Consider the following 17,014-nt stretch of genomic DNA (forward strand, 5'->3'; position numbering starts at 1 on the left):
CCAAGCATTTTAACCTGGCATGTTTTTCTTGCATAGAATTAGACAGAGACATCTCTTTTTTGGAAAAAAAATAAAGGATAGAGCCATAAATAAGATGTAATATACGGCAAGAATTCCAATCGCTAGGCCTGTCGATAGACCACTATTCATTTCCATATTACCCACTCCATTTGAATGCATATTGATATAATATAGAGGTGTCACAAAGATATATTTAAACCAATCAAATTTCTCCGCTAACATTAAGGTGATACCACCAGCGATACTATTGATAAATAGCAAAAACAAGCCAATTCCAACCGCCAGCGCTTGACTTCTCAGAAGGGAAGATACCATAAATGCAATAGACATCGAGAAGATTAACTCCACTAGAAAGAATCCTAGCTGTGTACCTAGCGCATGAATTGCCGTTACCCCATTATTTAAGACATCGCCATTCTCTGAATACGTTGGTATTGTGCTACTTACATCTTGTGTCAAGCTTCCAAAAGAGATAAGCACACCACTAATTAGATAGGCTATTAGTAATGTAAAAAGAGCAAGCACAATAGCATAAAGCATGACAACAATGTATTTTGACAAGAGGATTTCCCATCTTTTATATGGTCGAATCAATAATAATTTAATTGTCCCAAAACTGAATTCTGAAGCAACAACAGAACTGGCAATAACAATAGAGAAGAGTGCGACTAGAAACATGATAATGCCACTAATGGAGAGCATGAATTGAACGTTATCAATATCGGGTGAAATAGATTTAAAGATTGTCGCTAGAGCAAGTATAACCATCATAATGATTATTGGATATAGCCAGGTACTGAAGCGAAGTGATATTTTTCTTGTTTCATTTGCTATTAATGCCATCATTGCATACTACCTCCAGTATGATTCGTTATCTCTAAAAACCGCTCTTCCAATGATTTTGTTTGTGCTTCCACTGTGAAAATGGAAATATCGGCTAAAGCGAGATTTTTCACTAATTTCGGGATGTCAGAAGGCACAATTTCTATGAAGAAGTGAGCTGTCCTCTCTTCGGCTAGTATGTAATTGATATTCCAATTAAAAAGTAACTCTTTGGCTTTTTCTAGCGGTTCTAAATGCATATGAAAGGTCTTGACTTGTGGTTCGCTCGCTACGGTTTCTTGCTTCATATCAGCAATATGAATAAGTTTTCCTTGCTCAATAATAGCAAAACGGTCACATAGAAGCTCCATTTCATTTAACAAGTGAGACGATACAAGCACACTAACGCCTTGTTTAGCAAGATCTTTCATCTGTAACCGAAACTCTTTCATTCCTTCTGGATCCAACCCATTTGTTGGTTCATCAAAAATGAGTAGTCTAGGATCATGAATGAGCGCTTGGGCGACACCTAGTCTTTGGCGCATACCTAACGAATATGTTTTCACCTTGTTATTGATGGCTTTTTCTAAATGTACAAGTTGCACGATTTCTGTCATTCGCTCATTCGTTATTTTTTTTCGAGACATGGAGGCAAAGGTTTTTAGATTTTGTAGTCCTGTCATATATGGATAAAATTCGGGATTTTCAACAATGGCACCAACGTTTTTTATTGCTTCTGTGTGATTTATGTCGATGTCTTGACCGAGAATTTTGATACCACCGTTTGTTTTGTTGATTAGCTTGACAATGCTACGGATAATGGTTGTTTTTCCGGCTCCATTTGGTCCTAAGAGTCCAAAGATTTCTCCAGCTTCAACGGAGAATGAAATATCATTAATAATGGTCTTAGCGCCTACTTTTTTTACTAAATGGCTGATTTCTAGTACTGGTTGTGTCATGATTGCTCCTTTCCGCGTTGAAAATAATTTTTAATTTTGTCGACGATTTGATGGGGCGTTAAGTTATCTGTTTCAACAATAAGGTGTGCCGTATTTTCGTATAAATGCGTACGTGAATCGAATATTGCCTGAATCTCTTGCGGGCTCTTTTCTTGAATAAGAGGGCGTGATGTATCTCCTGAAAGTCTTGTTAAAAATGTTTGCGGATTTGTTTTCAAGTATATTACGTGATTCGCATTTTTGAGTGCTGATTGATTGGTCTCGGACAATATAATACCGCCACCGGTTGCTATTACGACATTTTTTTGCAATGCTTGTAGTAGCATTTTATGTTCGAGCTCGCGAAACTTAGATTCACCTAATTGAGCAAAAATTGCTGTAATAGGCATTTGTTGTTCTTTTTGTATCTCGTCATCGATGTCTATAAAAGGGAGGGCTAAGGTATCCGCCAGTATTTTGCCAACGGTTGATTTGCCAGCCCCCATAAAGCCAGTTAAAACGATTTGATCCATACAAACCTCCTAATCTTATATTTACTTAGTATCAACGAGTAGATTTTTGGTTTTCATATTCCAGCAGATAGTTTGTTTCGATGTGTAACCATTGTTTAATTGAATTGTTATAGCATAGGTGATACTATCTTCAGAACTTTCTGCCCAATTATACCATAAAATTGCGCTATTGTGCTTCTCTGTGAATGATTTTTGAGAACTTTGTATCTTAGAAATATTATTTGGAATAGATAGATTTAAAATAGTGGAGGCGAGATAATGATTTTGTAGCTGTTTTTCCATTTGGATTTTTGTCTGGAAGATGCTTGTGGTGCCAAGCATAGTCGTAATTCCCAGTGCTGTAATGTATAAGCATAAAACGTAAGTAAATCCATTTTGTTTCAAAAGGTTAGCTCCTTTCTTGGCTGATTGAAAAACGTGCAGTTAATTCCTGATTATCTTCAAAGATGACGGTGTATAAAAGTTGCTGGTCATTTAGTTTTGTCCAGGTACTTCTTTTTATGTTTGTTAGGAGTGGTTCGTGTCCTCTTTTATCTACGGAGCGCCGCAGCATATTTTGATATTTTTCATAGGTGATTACTTTATCCGATGAAAGAAACGTGATGCTGTTTTCTGAAACGGTGAGTTGCTTAGACATATTTAATTCTTTGCCTATTTGATTTAGGAACACTTGCCATTCATAATTTTTATTAATGTCTGATGCTTTAAGGATGGATTGATACGATTGAAAAATAAGTGGAATGAATGATGCGATAATAACGACGATGAGTAGTGAAAATAGGGACTCTAATAAAGTAAAGCCTTGGTTATTTGATTGAGAAGCATATATCTTCTTTTGCATAGAGAGCACAGACTTTATTCGCCTCCTTGCTATAGGTTATTTGATAGCCATACTTGTTTATTGTTGTTTTATAATTTGTAGAAGCTGATGAATCTACATGAAATTTACTTTCTTCGGCTAGAAGCTGATAGGCTATTGTTTTTTGATTTTGTTCATATAGCTGTTGCTTCATTTGAATTGTCATGGGAAGAAGAGATAAGACGATAAGCGATAACATGCTGAGTGAGAAAAGTGATTCTAAAAGTGAGAAGCCGTTAGATTTCTTCAATACGAAACCTCCCTTTTCCAATTTGAAAGATGAGGGCATATTTTTTTTTTCGATCCCTCTATGACAATGGTTTTAAATTTATTAATGTTACCATATGGGGGAGAAAAGCGAAAAACCTGCTCGCTTTTCTCTGCAAAATGGAGTGTTTCAGTGAACTTGCTAGATATTTTAGGTTGCATGGAATCTGCGGTGGTCCCGAAATACATTTTTTTTGAACCGTCTAAAGTTAGAACTGTTTCTTGGTTTGTTAAGACTGCAATTGATTGGAGTCGCATAATATCTATCTTCAATTGATCGAGGTTTTGGCGTTCTGATATTTGAACGATAAGTGAACCTGCGGGAATGAAGCTTATACTGCATATCATCAAGGTAATTGCTAAGACAAGAAGCATTTCTATTAGTGTAAATCCATTCTGCTTCACGGTGCTTCTGTCACTTTTCCGTTACTATCGATAACAACATCTTTTCCGTTCGGACATTTCTTTTGTTCACCAGATAAATAACCACCTGTAAGCAGATCTTGTAGTGTAGGAACTTTATTGTGTTCTAATTGATATGCTTGAGCTTGTCCTTGCACCATGGTTATGAAAGCGTCGCAACCTTTGTCGTTGATAGATTTACTTTGTTTCACGATATTTGGAATAGTAAGTAGGAGAAGAACACTTACGACTAACAGAACTATTAACATTTCTACGAGGGTAAAACCAGATTCATCTTTCCAATTAATTTTTTTAAACATTGTAATCGCTCCTTTAGTTGATTTAAATCGAGTTGACCATTGAAAACATTGGGAATAGGATGGACAGGTAAATAGAAACAATGAGAATGCCAATAACCATGAAAACAGCTGGTTGAATGAAGCTGAATATCTTCTCTATCTTTTCTTCAGATTTCTGATGGCAAAGCGTATAGTAAAACAATAGTTCTTCTGCTAATTGGCCGTTTTTTTCACCATGTTTAATGATATAAATCATTTCTGATTCGAAGATGGTGAATTGGGTTAATGCGTTAGTGAATGCTTTTCCTTCTGAGAATGATTTTCCGATTAACTTACTGATGTATTGGAATAAAGGCGGGGAATCTGGCAATGCGAACACTTTCACCATGTCATTGATGGATAATCCGCTTTTTAAAAGATATCCGCATTCTCGTGCGAAAAGCTGTGAGTAATGAAGTCGCATGAATCTTTTTACGACAGGAATTTGACAGTAAAGGTGTGCGCGCTCATAGGAATTTTTATTTCGCTGTTTTGTCAAGAAGAACATACAGAGTACGAAAGCAAGGCCAAGGAATCCCAGAAAGATGAGTGGTAGTTTTTCTAAAATGAAGTACGTAAAGTTTGTTGTCTGATTGTCGCCGTGGCTCAACTGTTGAAATAAAGTATCAAATTTAGGCAATAAGAAAATGCGTAAAAGAAAAAATACGATAATGACTGTCATAAATAAAATAAGTGGATATTGAAAAATTTTACGTAATGCTTTTTGTTGCTCAGCTTTACGAGTTAGATGGTTACCTGTTTCTTGAACTGTCTCATTGAAAAAACCGTGTCGGCTCGCATAGTGTAACTGCGTACATACAAAACTAGGAAATTTAGCTTGTAGCAGGGCTTCACTGAACGGAGATCCTGTTTGGAGCGCTTGTAGTATTTTGGCATTCCGTTCAGAATCTTTCGGCGTTGTAATGGAAAGAAATGAGATAGCTTCTTCCATCGTGAAGCCTTTACTTAATAAATCAGCGAGGCGAACTAAAAATTCACCATCTGTACGCCAATTATTGCGGAGAAAAAAATCCATATAAAACTCCTTTCTTTCGTTGCTCGATAATTGTATTTGATGGTTTTGCTTCCTCCGTGGTCTTGAAAAAGCTATGAATGTGCTCTTTGTCTATAAATTCATACAAAGCAGTACGTTTTTTGGAGAAATGATTGCATAAAGCATGACAGTAATCGGCGCAGAATGGACAGTAGAGCCTCTCAAGTTGTTGATAGGTAACGCCTAACAAGCATTGTCTAATCTCTTCTCGATCGATACCTAGCTCCAGCAAACGCGCCAATACGCCATAAGTACTATCAGCATGTACAGTACTCAGCACCAGATGTCCAGTTAACGCGCTTCGAATGACCATTTTAGCAGTATGACTGTCCCTTATTTCTCCGACAATTAATATATCAGGATCATTACGCAATGTTGCGCGAATAATATCAGCATAGTCTAAACCAGCTTTTTCATTCACTTGCACTTGCAAAAAAGTCGATACGGGGCGTTCTACGGGGTCTTCGATAGTAATGATTTGTAATGGCGACCATAAGCTTAATGAGTGAGCTAGGCTGTACATGCTTGATGTTTTACCGCTGCCTGTTGAACCAGAAAATAGTAAGAGTCCAGACTTATTTTTGACATGGTATAGGATGCTAGAAGATATATGCTTAAAAACTGTACTTTGTTGGAAAGGTTGCATATCATTCTCTGAAAAAACACGAATTACCATACTCTCTATAAAGCGAAAGTTCGGTATTGTAGCTAATCGTACAGAAACAAGTTGTGATTGGAGTACTGCTTGAAAGGCGCCACTTTGGGGTTTGCGTGTCTCGCTGATATCCATAAAGCCTCTATATTTCAAGTGAGCGAGCAAACGTTCACCAACATCAAATGGCATCACGGTAAAGTTTTGCAGTTGTCCGTGGATTCGAAAAAGAATACGGTAGTCATCCTCGACCGGAATAAGGTGGATGTCACTTACTGCGAGGAATAAAGCTTGATCTAGCAAGTTATCAGCTAAGTTTTGAATCATACATTCAACTCCTTTTTTGTGTCTATGCTAAACGTATTCGACATTAACCATTAGAATTCCTCTTTCACTTAAAAATACAAAATGGGATTTTTGAGCTTGAAAAATTCACAAACTTCTATTTTTGAGCCGAAAAGGGAGTCATTTTTCACAGAAACAATCCCAAAAATTTATTTATATAATTGATGATTTGATAATTTCTTCACATACGTACGATTTTTGTTTAATTTGTCGGTAAAGCCTTTCATTCCGAACTAATTATCCGAATGCGGGAATACAAATACTCGAAGTATATTATTTGCCGAACGATAACTTCTCATGGTAACATGTAGAAAAGGCAATCATTACATAAAAGAGCGGATGAAAATAGACAGAGAGACTGCATATTTTTGCGGCGCCGACGGGGAAAGCATATGAATGTGAAACTCTCAGGCAAAAGGATGTTTATGGGACGCAACTCTGGAGTCATTTCTTCTTTTTGGAGTACGACAGAGACTTATTTTAACGAGTAAGTCCTTTTAGTATGTAAAAAAGAGGAGGAGTTTACATGACTGAACTAACAGAGCTAAAGAAAACGCCTATTTATTCGCTATATGAGAAGTATGGCGCGAAGACAATTGACTTTGGTGGTTGGGATTTGCCAGTGCAATTTCAAGGGATTAAAGCCGAGCATGAGGCTGTGAGAACAAATGCTGGGTTATTTGATGTGTCTCATATGGGTGAAGTGACTGTGAAAGGGACAGGTAGCTTAGATTTCCTACAGAAAATGTTATCTAATGACATTTCTAAATTGAAGCCCGGTAAAGCGCAATACAATGTTATGTGTTATGAAACTGGTGGTGTTGTAGACGATTTAGTAGTGTACATGATTGCGGAGAACGATTATTTATTAGTTGTTAACGCGGCGAATACAGATAAAGACTATGAATGGCTAGCAGAACATGCAACGGATGATGTAAACGTTCAGAATGTATCTTTAGAATATGGTCAATTGGCATTACAAGGACCTAATGCCGAAGCGGTTTTAGCAAAGTTAACAGACGCGGATTTAGGAGCACTTGGGTTCTTCGGTTTTGTGGATAATGTAGAAGTTGCAGGAGTCCAAGCCTTGATTTCTAGGTCAGGATATACTGGTGAGGATGGTTTTGAAATTTATACAAAAGCAGCAGATACGCCAGTGGTTTGGGAGGCAATTCTGAAAGAGGATGCACTTCCAATTGGTCTTGGAGCGCGTGATACATTGCGTTTTGAAGCGAATTTAGCACTTTACGGTCAGGAGCTTTCCAAAGATATTTCACCACTGGAAGCAGGCGTTGGCTTTGCGGTAAAACTTCAAAAAGAAGCCGATTTCCTAGGTAAAAAAGCATTGATCGCTCAAAAAGAAGCTGGTCTAACTCGTAAATCAGTAGGTATCGAGCTTATTGATCGCGGTATTCCAAGACACGATTACAAAGTCTTTGCAGGGGATAAAGAAATCGGTATTGTGACAAGCGGCACCCAATCTCCAACGCTTGGCAAAAATTTAGGTTTAGCATTAATTGATATTGATTACACAGCGCTAGGAAGTCTTGTTGAAGTGGAAGTTCGTAATAAGAAGTTACAAGCAAAAGTAGTTCCAACCCCATTTTATAAACGCGCGAAATAATGAGGAGGATATAGATATGGCGAAACATCGTTTTTTACCAATGACGGAGCAAGATGAAAAGGACATGCTAGACACGATTGGAGTGGCTTCTATTGACGAACTTTTTACGGATATTCCGGAGTCGATTCGTTTTAATCGGGAGTATAACTTAAAACCAGCAAAATCTGAGCCAGCCTTACTAAAAGAGCTCGCTCGCATGGCTGCAAAAAATGCGGATTCAGTGGCGTATTCTTCCTTTTTAGGGGCAGGAGTTTACGATCATTATGTACCAACCGTTGTGGATAGTGTTATTTCACGGTCTGAGTTTTACACGGCTTACACGCCTTATCAGCCAGAAATTTCGCAAGGAGAGTTGCAAGCGATTTTCGAATTTCAAACGATGATTGCTGAAATTACAGGCATGGACTTGGCGAACTCTTCCATGTATGATGGCGGAACTTCACTAGCAGAAGCCGCAATGCTTGCAAGTGCTCACACAAAACGCAAAAAAATCTTGATTTCAAAAGCGGTGCACCCAGAATCCCGGAATGTCGTGAGAACCTACGCATCTGGCCAACATATTGATGTAATTGAAATTGATGAGAAGGACGGCGTGACGGATTTAGCGGTTTTACAATCGCAAATGGATGATTCTGTTGCTGCAGTTATCGTGCAGTATCCGAACTTTTATGGACAAGTTGAAGCATTACAAGAAATTGCGCCACTTGCTCACGATAATAAAGCTCTGTTTGTTGTTTCCAGCAATCCATTAGCGCTTGGAGCTTTGACGCCACCAGGTAAATTTGGAGCAGATATCGTTGTCGGTGATACACAAGTATTCGGGATTTCCGAAGCGTTTGGTGGACCTCACTGTGGCTATTTTGCAGTGAATTCGAAATTAACGCGTAAAGTACCAGGACGCCTTGTGGGGGAAACGGTTGATGAAAACGGAAAACGCGGGTATGTACTTACATTGCAAGCTCGTGAGCAACATATTCGTCGTGATAAAGCAACATCTAATATTTGTTCTAACCAAGCATTGAATGCGTTAGCTTCTTCTGTAGCTATGAGTGCGCTTGGGAAACAGGGAATCACTGAAATGGCGCAACAAAACGTTGATAAATCTCATTTTGCTAAGAAAGCTTTCCGAGACAAAGGTTTTGAAGTAATTCTAGGCGATGCGTTCTTCAATGAGTTTGTCGTGAAATTATCGAAACCAGTGAAAGAGGTAAACTTGGAGTTGCTGGAACAGGGCATTATCGGGGGATATGATTTAGGTATTTACGAAGAAAAATATGCGAATCATATGCTCGTTGCAGTGACAGAAATGCGTACAAAAGAAGAAATTGAAACGTTTGTAACAAGTTTGGAGGGTGCAAAATGAATAATAGCGAAACAATGCCATTAGTATTTGAGCGATCCGTTCCTGGTCGTGTTGGTTACAGCCTGCCTGAGCGCGATGTACCAGAAGTGGATTTAAACGATTTATTCGGCGCAGCGTATGTTAGAGAGACACCTCCAGCTTTGCCTGAACTAAGTGAATTAGAGTTAATGCGTCACTATACAACCTTGTCGAACCATAATTTTGGCGTAGATTCAGGATTCTACCCACTAGGTTCTTGTACGATGAAATACAATCCAAAAATTAATGAAAAAGTAGCGCGTTTCCCTGGATTCGCCAATGTTCACCCGTACCAACCAGAAGAATCTGTGCAAGGTGCGATGGAATTACTATACGATTTGCAAGAAAGTCTTGTGGAGATTACAGGAATGGATGAAGTTACACTACAACCAGCTGCCGGTGCACATGGCGAGTGGACTGCCTTAATGTTAATTCGTGCTTTCCATGAAGCGAATGGCGATCATCATCGGACAAAAGTTATCATTCCAGATTCTGCGCACGGTACGAACCCTGCGTCAGCTTCTGTGGCTGGTTTTGACATCATCACTGTGAAATCAAATGACAAAGGTCTTGTAGACATTGATGACTTGAAAAATGTTGTCGGTGATGACACTGCAGCGCTTATGTTAACCAATCCGAATACGTTGGGTCTTTTTGAAGCGGAAATCGTTGAAATGGCGGATATTGTTCATACAGCTGGCGGGAAATTATACTATGATGGTGCGAACTTAAACGCTATTATGGCAAAAGTACGTCCTGGAGATATGGGCTTTGATGCTGTGCATTTGAATTTGCATAAAACATTTACTGGCCCTCATGGTGGTGGTGGACCTGGATCTGGCCCGATTGGTGTTAAGAAAGACTTGATTCCGTTCTTGCCGACACCAGTTTTGACAAAGAAAGAGGATAAATATACGTTTGATTACAATTATCCGCAGTCTATTGGTCGCGTTAAGCCATATTATGGTAATTTCGGCATTAATGTTCGTGCTTATACGTATATCCGTACGATGGGTCCTGATGGTTTGAAGAAAGTGACGGAGTATGCTGTATTAAATGCGAATTACATGATGCGACGCTTAGAGCAGGCGTATGATTTACCATTTGATCAAATTTGTAAACATGAATTTGTGTTATCTGGTAAGCGTCAGAAACAGCTGGGCGTCAGAACATTGGATATCGCGAAGCGTCTGTTAGACCATAATTTCCACCCACCAACAGTCTACTTCCCGCTCATTGTGGAAGAGGCGATTATGATTGAACCGACAGAAACCGAGTCGAAAGAAACCTTAGACGAGTTCATCGACGTTATGCTTAAGATTGCAAAAGAAGCAGAGGATAACCCAGAAATCGTACAAGAAGCCCCATACAATACGTATGTGAAGCGTTTAGATGAAACGAGAGCTGCAAGAAAACCAGTTTTACGTTATCAAGAAAAAATAGAAGATGAAGTAACCAACTAAAAAAGACGCTGAGTCTCCCTGTCTCATTCGGGAATGCTCAGCGTCTCTATTTATTCATCTTCCACAATCGCTAAACCAAGGGCTCTCGCAAAACTAAGCGCTTGTTCAGAAGTTACACGACAACCACGCAGTTTATCTAGCGACACCATCATGTTATCGAAATGATTGGCGCTTAAATCAATGTTTTCCATCGCCACATTTGAAAAATTGGCTTCATCCAATTCGCATCCGATGATTTCCGAATTTTTTAGTTCTGATTCATAGAAATCTGCATTACGAAGCGAACAATCTGTCCATTCAACATGCTTGAATTTCGTGAACCCAAGGGAACTCATGGTCATTAAGCAGTTCTGGAAAATTGTATTATGGATAATCGAATCCGATAAATCAGCGCCAGTCAACTTACAATCAATGAATTGGCAACGATGAATGACCGCCGTATTGAACAGAACATTAGAAAGGTCACACTTTTCAAAAATAACATCTGTCAACTCGATGTTCGGAAATTCCTTCGTAACAAAATGCACATTGCGCATAATGACTTGGTCTAAAACAATGCGTTCCATTGGGTCGGGGTTGAAATCTTGGTTTTCGATTAAAACCTCACGTAAATAAACTTCCTCAGATAGCCAGTCTGGGTCAAATGTAGCTAGTTGTGGTGGCATTTTCGGTTGTTGGATTTTCTTTGCCATATACATTCTCCTTTAGAAAAACCACCAGGCCGCATTGCTCTAGTGGTTTTTTAATTATTATTTGGATTTCGTTTTTCCTGTCCACTTCTTGTAGCCGCCTTTTAGTTGGAACAAGTTGCGGTAGCCATTCTTATAAAGCAGGATAGCTGCGCGGTTGCTTCGTTGGGCGCTTTGACAGTATAAGTAAACGGGTAAGTCTTGGCGAATTTCTGCTTTACGAGCTTTCATTTGAGACATCGGGATGTTGCGTGCTCCTAAAATATGTCCTGCATCGAACTCGTTTGGTTCGCGAACATCAATTAGTTGCGCTTTCCGATAATCTTTCTTAAATTCTTCCTCTGTTAAAATGGTCAATGCTTTTCTTCTCATCATGAATTGATACAATTCATAGCCTAGCAATACAAGCAAAATCGCGATTGCTAAAACCCAACTCCAGTCAATATTCAAGCTGATATACCCCTTTCAAATATCTATTTCCAATTACTATTATAACTTATTTCTTCTTTCCATCAATGACTTTCAGCGAAGTTTTACGTTTTTTTCTAGTTGGTTGCTGTTTGGCGCGCAATTTCTGCGATTGTTTCACGGCTGCTTGGTACTTATCGTCCTTCCGTGGTTTAGTGCTAAAAAACCGAAAGACAAGCCAGATGAGGAGAATCACAATAACAGAAACGATAACGCTACTCAAAATGCTCTTAAACCCAACTGTAAAAATACCGATGACCGCCAAAATTGCTAAAATGTACACCCAAATCGGGAATTTACGCATCTTGCCACCTCACTCAAGTAATTCTAAATTTTCCGGAAGTATAGCTTCTTTGCTTGTTTGTTCTACGCGATGTAATCCTTGGAACGAAGCAATCGCAACTTCTACTTGATCATCTTGCGGTTCTTTCGTTGTTAATAATTGTAGCCATAGCCCTGGCACGCCTAAGTATTTCAAAATAGGAATGTTACGGCATTTGTTCGTTAGTTGCAATACTTCAAAGGCAACGCCGAGTACGACAGGAATAAGTAAAATCCGATTCACAACGCGCACCCAAAGGGGATCAGTTGGGACGAGCATATAAATGAACATACCGACAATGACTGTAAATAGAATAAAGCTAGAGCCGCAACGATAGTGTAAGCGGGATCTGCTTTGCACGTTGGCAACCGTTAGTTCCAGGTCCGCTTCATAGCAATTAATGACTTTATGTTCGGCGCCATGATATTGGAAAACGCGTTTTATAATTGGGGTTTGCGAAACGGCGAAGATATAGCCGAGCAAAAGAATTAACTTAAACAATGTCTCCAACATGATTTGTCCCATATCGCCAGAAACGAGCGGGCGGAACAAGTTGGCTATGAAAACGGGAATTAGCGTCATAACAAATTTGGCGAAAATAAAGGAAAGTACACCGACAACGGCGACGCCAAGCCACATAGCTAATTTCGATTCTTTTTTCTCGATTTTTACATTCTCTACTTCGTCTTGCGGATCTTCATCATAACGATCTGTTGCGAAAGTAAGATGTTTGGAACCGATAGCGCTTGATTCCACTAGGGCAACGATGCCGCGGATGAATGGGATACGTTTTAATGTTTGTACCCACGCAGGAGGATTTTTTGTTAAATAGAAGTATTCGATGGAGCCGTCTTTTCGTCTAATTGCTGTCACAGTTTCTTTTCTACCGCCAAACATGACACCTTCGACAACTGCCTGTCCTCCATATATTCCTTTTGTCTGTTCACTCAAAATGGTTCACCAGCCTTATTTAATATACACCTGTTATTCTACGCTAATTTCATCCGTTCGTATAGTTTTTAACGCATAAAAAAAGTTATTTTATCGCATTTATGATAGAATAGCAGTATTCGAGTGCAAATCATGATACATAATGATTTTTTTAGGAGGAATAAAAATGACAAAACTAGCTAAAATTCAAGCAATACTTACGGATAAAAAAATGGATGCTATTCTAGTGACGAGTGATTACAATCGTCGCTACGTGGCGGATTTTACAGGAACGACTGGTATGGCTTTAATTACGCCAAATAAAGCGTTCTTCATCACGGATTTCCGTTATACGGAACAAGCAGCAAAACAAGCGGTGGGCTACGAAATACGCCAAAATAAAGGTCCGATTTTGGATACGATAGAAGAAATTATTGTGGAACAAAAGCTGAAAACAGTCTTTTTCGAAGAAGCTTATGTGACTGTTGCTGAGCATAAATTAATGCAAAGTTCTTTTTCTGCGACACTGGAGCCGTTTAGCGACATCTTAGAAGATATGCGCAAAGTGAAGACGGCAGAAGAGCTTTCAGCAATTAAAACGGCGTGTGAGATTGCAGACGCAGCGTTTACGCATATTTTAACGTTCATTAAACCTGGTTTAACAGAGCTTGAAGTTTCGAATGAATTAGAATTTTTCATGCGTAGAAACGGCGCTTCTGGCTCTTCGTTTGACACGATTGTTGCTTCTGGCGTACGTTCAGCACTGCCACACGGTGTTGCTTCTGACAAAATCATTGAAGTGGGCGATTTTGTAACGATGGATTACGGTTGCTATTATAACGGTTATTGCTCTGACATGACGCGTACGATTGCGATTGGTGAACCGAGTGAGAAGCTAAAAGAAATTTACGCAATTACACTTGAAGCACAATTAAAAGTTATCGATGCGCTAAGACCAGGTTTAACAGGCATTGAAGCAGATGCTATTGCTCGTAATCATATCGCTTCTAAAGGCTACGGTGAGGCATTTGGTCACTCACTTGGTCACGGCATTGGTTTAGAAATCCATGAGGGACCAAATCTTTCGATGAAGAGTCCTAATGTATTAGTGCCAGGAAATGTCGTAACGGACGAGCCGGGTATTTATTTGCCAGGCATTGGCGGTGTGCGGATTGAAGATGATATTTTAATTACAGAAGCAGGCAATGAAGTCTTAACACATTCTTCTAAAGAACTAATTATCCTATAGAATTGTATAATGATACGTTTTGTGGTTAAATAAGTAAGGATGAAACCAACTTAAAAGTAGGAGGAACAAAGATGATTTCAGTAAACGATTTTAAAACAGGCTTAACGATTGAAGTTGATAACGGCATCTGGCGCGTGCTAGATTTCCAACATGTAAAACCAGGAAAAGGCGCGGCATTCGTTCGTTCAAAACTACGTAACTTACGTACTGGCGCGATTCAAGAAAAAACATTCCGTGGCGGTGAAAAAGTAGCCAAAGCACAAATTGATAACCGTAAAATGCAATATTTATATGCAAGCGGTGACCAACACGTATTCATGGACACAGAATCTTACGAGCAAATCGAACTACCAGAAAAACAAATCGAGTATGAATTGAAATTTTTGCGTGAAAATATGGAAGTGCAGATTGTTATGTACCAAGGAGAAACCATTGGTGTTGATCTTCCAAATACAGTAGAATTGAAAGTAGTAGCAACGGATCCAGGAATTAAAGGCGATACATCTTCTGGAGGTTCTAAACCAGCGACTCTTGAAACTGGTTTAGTTGTCAATGTTCCTTTCTTCGTTAATGTGGATGATACATTGATAATTAACACAACAGAATCTTCTTACGTGTCACGTGCCCAATAAATAGAAATAGTCTGTCAATTCTAGGCATAACAACAGGAATTGACACGGCTATTTTTTTTGCAAAAAAAGGGGCTTAAACGGCGAGTTTCTTTTAAAAGTATGATACAATAATTAAGATGCGTGGCGAATGCATTTGAACTTATATATAATGGATAGATGAATTTTAAGGAGTGTTTATAATAATGTTTTCAATTAGCGAAATTAAGCAACTTGTGAAATTAGTGGATGAGTCTTCATTGACTGAGTTCGAATATGAAACAGAAAAAGGAAAAATCAAAATGAAAAAGGGTGGTGAACACGCCGTAGCGAACGTTCCAACAGCACCTGCAGTACAAGCCGTTCTTCCAGCGCCACAACAACCAGCAACAGAAGCACAAGTAGAAACGCCAGCACCAGTAGCAGAAGATTTACACATGATTACATCGCCAATGGTTGGAACATTCTACAGTGCGCCAAATCCAGAAAGCCCAGATTTTGTGTCAGCAGGAGCCTCCGTAAACGAGAAAACAACGGTATGTATCATCGAAGCAATGAAATTATTGAATGAAGTAGAAGCAGAAGTAAACGGGGAAATCGTCGAAGTACTTGCTTCTAATGGAGAATTAGTCGAATTTGGCCAACCGTTATTTAAAGTTAGAAAGAAATAAGGGGTAATTAACATGATAAAAAAAATACTGATTGCGAATCGAGGAGAAATTGCCGTTCGTATTATCCGTGCAGCAAAAGAGATGGACATAGAAACCGTTGCAATTTATTCTGAAGCAGATGCTGAGAGCTTACATATCCAACTCGCAGACGAAGCATACTGTGTGGGTCCCGCGTCATCTAAAGAGAGTTATTTAAACATGTCGAATATTATCAGTGTCGCGATTTTAACAAACTGTGACGCAATTCATCCAGGTTACGGTTTCTTAGCGGAGAACGCTGATTTTGCAGAGCTATGTCAAGATTGCAATATTATTTTTATTGGGCCAAGTGCGAACGCGATTTCGCAAATGGGAACAAAAGACGTCGCTCGTGAAACAATGAAAAAAGCTGGCGTACCAGTTGTTCCAGGTTCTACAGGTATCATTAAAGATGTAGAAGAAGCAAAGAAATTAGCTAAGAAAATCGGCTATCCAGTCATCATTAAAGCAACAGCTGGTGGTGGTGGTAAAGGTATCCGTGTCGCAGAGGACGAAGAAAAACTAGTTTCAGGCTTGCAAATCACGCAACAAGAAGCGGAAACAGCATTTGGCGATCCTGGTGTTTATATCGAGAAGTTTATTCAAGATTTCCGCCATGTCGAAATCCAAGTTTTAGCCGATAACTATGGTAATGCGATTCATCTAGGTGAACGTGATTGCTCTATCCAACGCCGTTTGCAGAAATTAATTGAAGAAGCGCCATCTCCAGCACTTGATGAAAAAATGCGTCAAAAAATGGGGAAAGCTGCAGTCAAAGCTGCAAAAGCCGTGAAATATTCTGGCGCTGGAACAATCGAATTCATTTACGAGCCACATGAGAAATCGTTTTATTTTATGGAAATGAACACACGTGTGCAAGTGGAACATCCCGTGACAGAGTGGATTACAGGCATTGATATTGTGAAGCAACAAATCCTCGTTGCATCTGGTGAGCCCTTAGCAATCAAACAAGACGATGTGAAGCTAACAGGCTGGGCGATTGAGTGTCGTATTAATGCCGAGAACCCAGAGAAGAACTTCATGCCAGCACCTGGTGAAATCAAGTTCTACTTACCACCTGGTGGTAATGGTGTGCGCATTGATTCTGCGGCTTACCCGAACTACAAAATCCCACCATACTATGATTCCATGGTCGCAAAAGTGATTTGTTATGGTGAAACGCGTGAAGAAGCTGTTACGAAAATGAAACGCGCGCTTGGTGAATTTGCTATTGAAGGGATACCAACAACGATTCCTTTCCATTTACGCGTATTAGATCACGAAGTTTTCAAATCGGGAGACTTTAACACGAAATTCCTTGAAAAGTATGATGTAATGAATCAATCGTAAGGAGAGATGG

Annotated in this window: 21 protein-coding genes and 1 riboswitch; of the genes, 7 read left to right on the forward strand and 14 right to left on the reverse strand. The window is 39.3% G+C overall.

Annotation, left to right across the window (positions count from 1 at the left end; translation table 11 throughout):
• Positions 1–9: 9 nt before the first annotated feature.
• Genes PRIP_RS02720 through comGA form a run of 10 tightly spaced genes read right to left on the reverse strand, consistent with a single transcriptional unit; the run spans position 10 to position 6,213 of the window.
• On the reverse strand, positions 10–867 hold the full coding sequence (locus PRIP_RS02720; RefSeq protein ID WP_036099316.1) for an ABC transporter permease: 858 nt from the start codon (positions 865–867) through the stop codon (positions 10–12).
• Complete coding sequence (locus tag PRIP_RS02725; RefSeq protein WP_036099317.1) at positions 864–1,802, reverse strand: ABC transporter ATP-binding protein; 939 nt, start codon at positions 1,800–1,802, stop codon at positions 864–866. The genes PRIP_RS02720 and PRIP_RS02725 overlap by 4 nt, the downstream gene beginning before the upstream one ends.
• Positions 1,799–2,314 carry a shikimate kinase gene (locus PRIP_RS02730; protein WP_077912884.1) on the reverse strand — a complete coding sequence of 172 codons (516 nt, stop codon included), beginning with the start codon at positions 2,312–2,314 and terminating at the stop codon, positions 1,799–1,801. The genes PRIP_RS02725 and PRIP_RS02730 overlap by 4 nt, the downstream gene beginning before the upstream one ends.
• A gap of 21 nt (positions 2,315–2,335) precedes the next feature.
• Complete coding sequence (locus PRIP_RS16095; RefSeq protein WP_052008688.1) at positions 2,336–2,698, reverse strand: hypothetical protein; 363 nt, start codon at positions 2,696–2,698, stop codon at positions 2,336–2,338.
• Positions 2,699–2,702: 4 nt separating this feature from the next.
• Positions 2,703–3,155: a competence type IV pilus minor pilin ComGF gene (gene comGF / locus PRIP_RS02740; protein WP_036099318.1), complete on the reverse strand. Its 453-nt coding sequence runs from the start codon at positions 3,153–3,155 to the stop codon at positions 2,703–2,705.
• Positions 3,121–3,423 carry a competence type IV pilus minor pilin ComGE gene (gene comGE / locus PRIP_RS02745; RefSeq protein WP_036099319.1) on the reverse strand — a complete coding sequence of 101 codons (303 nt, stop codon included), beginning with the start codon at positions 3,421–3,423 and terminating at the stop codon, positions 3,121–3,123. Before comGE ends, comGF begins: the two co-directional genes overlap by 35 nt.
• A complete protein-coding gene (locus tag PRIP_RS02750) occupies positions 3,420–3,845 on the reverse strand; it encodes a type II secretion system protein (protein WP_052008689.1) in 426 nt (141 codons plus the stop codon). The genes comGE and PRIP_RS02750 overlap by 4 nt, the downstream gene beginning before the upstream one ends.
• Positions 3,842–4,162, reverse strand: a complete 321-nt coding sequence (gene comGC / locus PRIP_RS02755) for a competence type IV pilus major pilin ComGC (RefSeq protein ID WP_036085422.1) — start codon at positions 4,160–4,162, stop codon at positions 3,842–3,844. The genes PRIP_RS02750 and comGC overlap by 4 nt, the downstream gene beginning before the upstream one ends.
• A gap of 22 nt (positions 4,163–4,184) precedes the next feature.
• Positions 4,185–5,216, reverse strand: coding sequence for a competence type IV pilus assembly protein ComGB (gene comGB, locus PRIP_RS02760; RefSeq protein WP_036099320.1), 1,032 nt, complete (start codon positions 5,214–5,216; stop codon positions 4,185–4,187).
• Positions 5,194–6,213 carry a competence type IV pilus ATPase ComGA gene (comGA, locus tag PRIP_RS02765; RefSeq protein ID WP_036099321.1) on the reverse strand — a complete coding sequence of 340 codons (1,020 nt, stop codon included), beginning with the start codon at positions 6,211–6,213 and terminating at the stop codon, positions 5,194–5,196. The genes comGB and comGA overlap by 23 nt, the downstream gene beginning before the upstream one ends.
• A 357-nt stretch (positions 6,214–6,570) precedes the next feature.
• Positions 6,571–6,664: riboswitch (glycine riboswitch) on the forward strand.
• Between the two features lie 93 nt (positions 6,665–6,757).
• Here comGA and gcvT point away from each other — a divergent pair.
• The 3 genes from gcvT to gcvPB are packed head-to-tail and all read left to right on the forward strand — an operon-like array spanning position 6,758 to position 10,699.
• Positions 6,758–7,855: a glycine cleavage system aminomethyltransferase GcvT gene (gene gcvT, locus PRIP_RS02770; protein WP_036099322.1), complete on the forward strand. Its 1,098-nt coding sequence runs from the start codon at positions 6,758–6,760 to the stop codon at positions 7,853–7,855.
• 16 nt (positions 7,856–7,871) lie between these two features.
• Positions 7,872–9,218, forward strand: a complete 1,347-nt coding sequence (gene gcvPA / locus PRIP_RS02775) for an aminomethyl-transferring glycine dehydrogenase subunit GcvPA (RefSeq protein WP_036099323.1) — start codon at positions 7,872–7,874, stop codon at positions 9,216–9,218.
• A complete protein-coding gene (gcvPB, locus tag PRIP_RS02780) occupies positions 9,215–10,699 on the forward strand; it encodes an aminomethyl-transferring glycine dehydrogenase subunit GcvPB (protein ID WP_036099324.1) in 1,485 nt (494 codons plus the stop codon). Before gcvPA ends, gcvPB begins: the two co-directional genes overlap by 4 nt.
• 50 nt (positions 10,700–10,749) lie before the next feature.
• Here the strand turns inward: gcvPB and PRIP_RS02785 are convergent, their stop codons facing one another.
• From PRIP_RS02785 to PRIP_RS02800, 4 genes are all read right to left on the reverse strand, one after another.
• Entirely contained in the window at positions 10,750–11,391 is a 642-nt protein-coding gene (locus tag PRIP_RS02785; RefSeq protein ID WP_036099325.1) for a pentapeptide repeat-containing protein, read from the reverse strand.
• Between the two features lie 57 nt (positions 11,392–11,448).
• Positions 11,449–11,763, reverse strand: a complete 315-nt coding sequence (locus tag PRIP_RS02790; RefSeq protein WP_077912889.1) for a rhodanese-like domain-containing protein — start codon at positions 11,761–11,763, stop codon at positions 11,449–11,451.
• A 121-nt stretch (positions 11,764–11,884) separates the two neighbouring features.
• The gene (locus tag PRIP_RS02795) at positions 11,885–12,160 is read right to left on the reverse strand and encodes a hypothetical protein (RefSeq protein WP_036099326.1); all 276 of its coding nucleotides are present in this window, start codon (positions 12,158–12,160) and stop codon (positions 11,885–11,887) included.
• Between the two features lie 9 nt (positions 12,161–12,169).
• Positions 12,170–13,075, reverse strand: coding sequence for a DUF1385 domain-containing protein (locus PRIP_RS02800; RefSeq protein ID WP_077912890.1), 906 nt, complete (start codon positions 13,073–13,075; stop codon positions 12,170–12,172).
• 220 nt (positions 13,076–13,295) lie between these two features.
• Between PRIP_RS02800 and PRIP_RS02805 the strand changes: the two genes are divergently transcribed.
• The 4 genes from PRIP_RS02805 to accC all read left to right on the forward strand — a co-directional run bounded on the left by PRIP_RS02805 (position 13,296) and on the right by accC (position 17,004).
• Complete coding sequence (locus PRIP_RS02805; protein WP_036099329.1) at positions 13,296–14,357, forward strand: M24 family metallopeptidase; 1,062 nt, start codon at positions 13,296–13,298, stop codon at positions 14,355–14,357.
• A gap of 71 nt (positions 14,358–14,428) precedes the next feature.
• Positions 14,429–14,989, forward strand: coding sequence for an elongation factor P (efp, locus tag PRIP_RS02810; RefSeq protein WP_036099332.1), 561 nt, complete (start codon positions 14,429–14,431; stop codon positions 14,987–14,989).
• Between the two features lie 182 nt (positions 14,990–15,171).
• Positions 15,172–15,636: an acetyl-CoA carboxylase biotin carboxyl carrier protein gene (accB, locus tag PRIP_RS02815; RefSeq protein WP_036099333.1), complete on the forward strand. Its 465-nt coding sequence runs from the start codon at positions 15,172–15,174 to the stop codon at positions 15,634–15,636.
• Between the two features lie 12 nt (positions 15,637–15,648).
• Positions 15,649–17,004, forward strand: coding sequence for an acetyl-CoA carboxylase biotin carboxylase subunit (accC, locus tag PRIP_RS02820; protein WP_036099334.1), 1,356 nt, complete (start codon positions 15,649–15,651; stop codon positions 17,002–17,004).
• Positions 17,005–17,014 lie beyond the last annotated feature (10 nt).

Source organism: Paenilisteria riparia FSL S10-1204 (assembly GCF_000525995.1).
Lineage (GTDB): Bacteria > Bacillota > Bacilli > Lactobacillales > Listeriaceae > Listeria_A > Listeria_A riparia.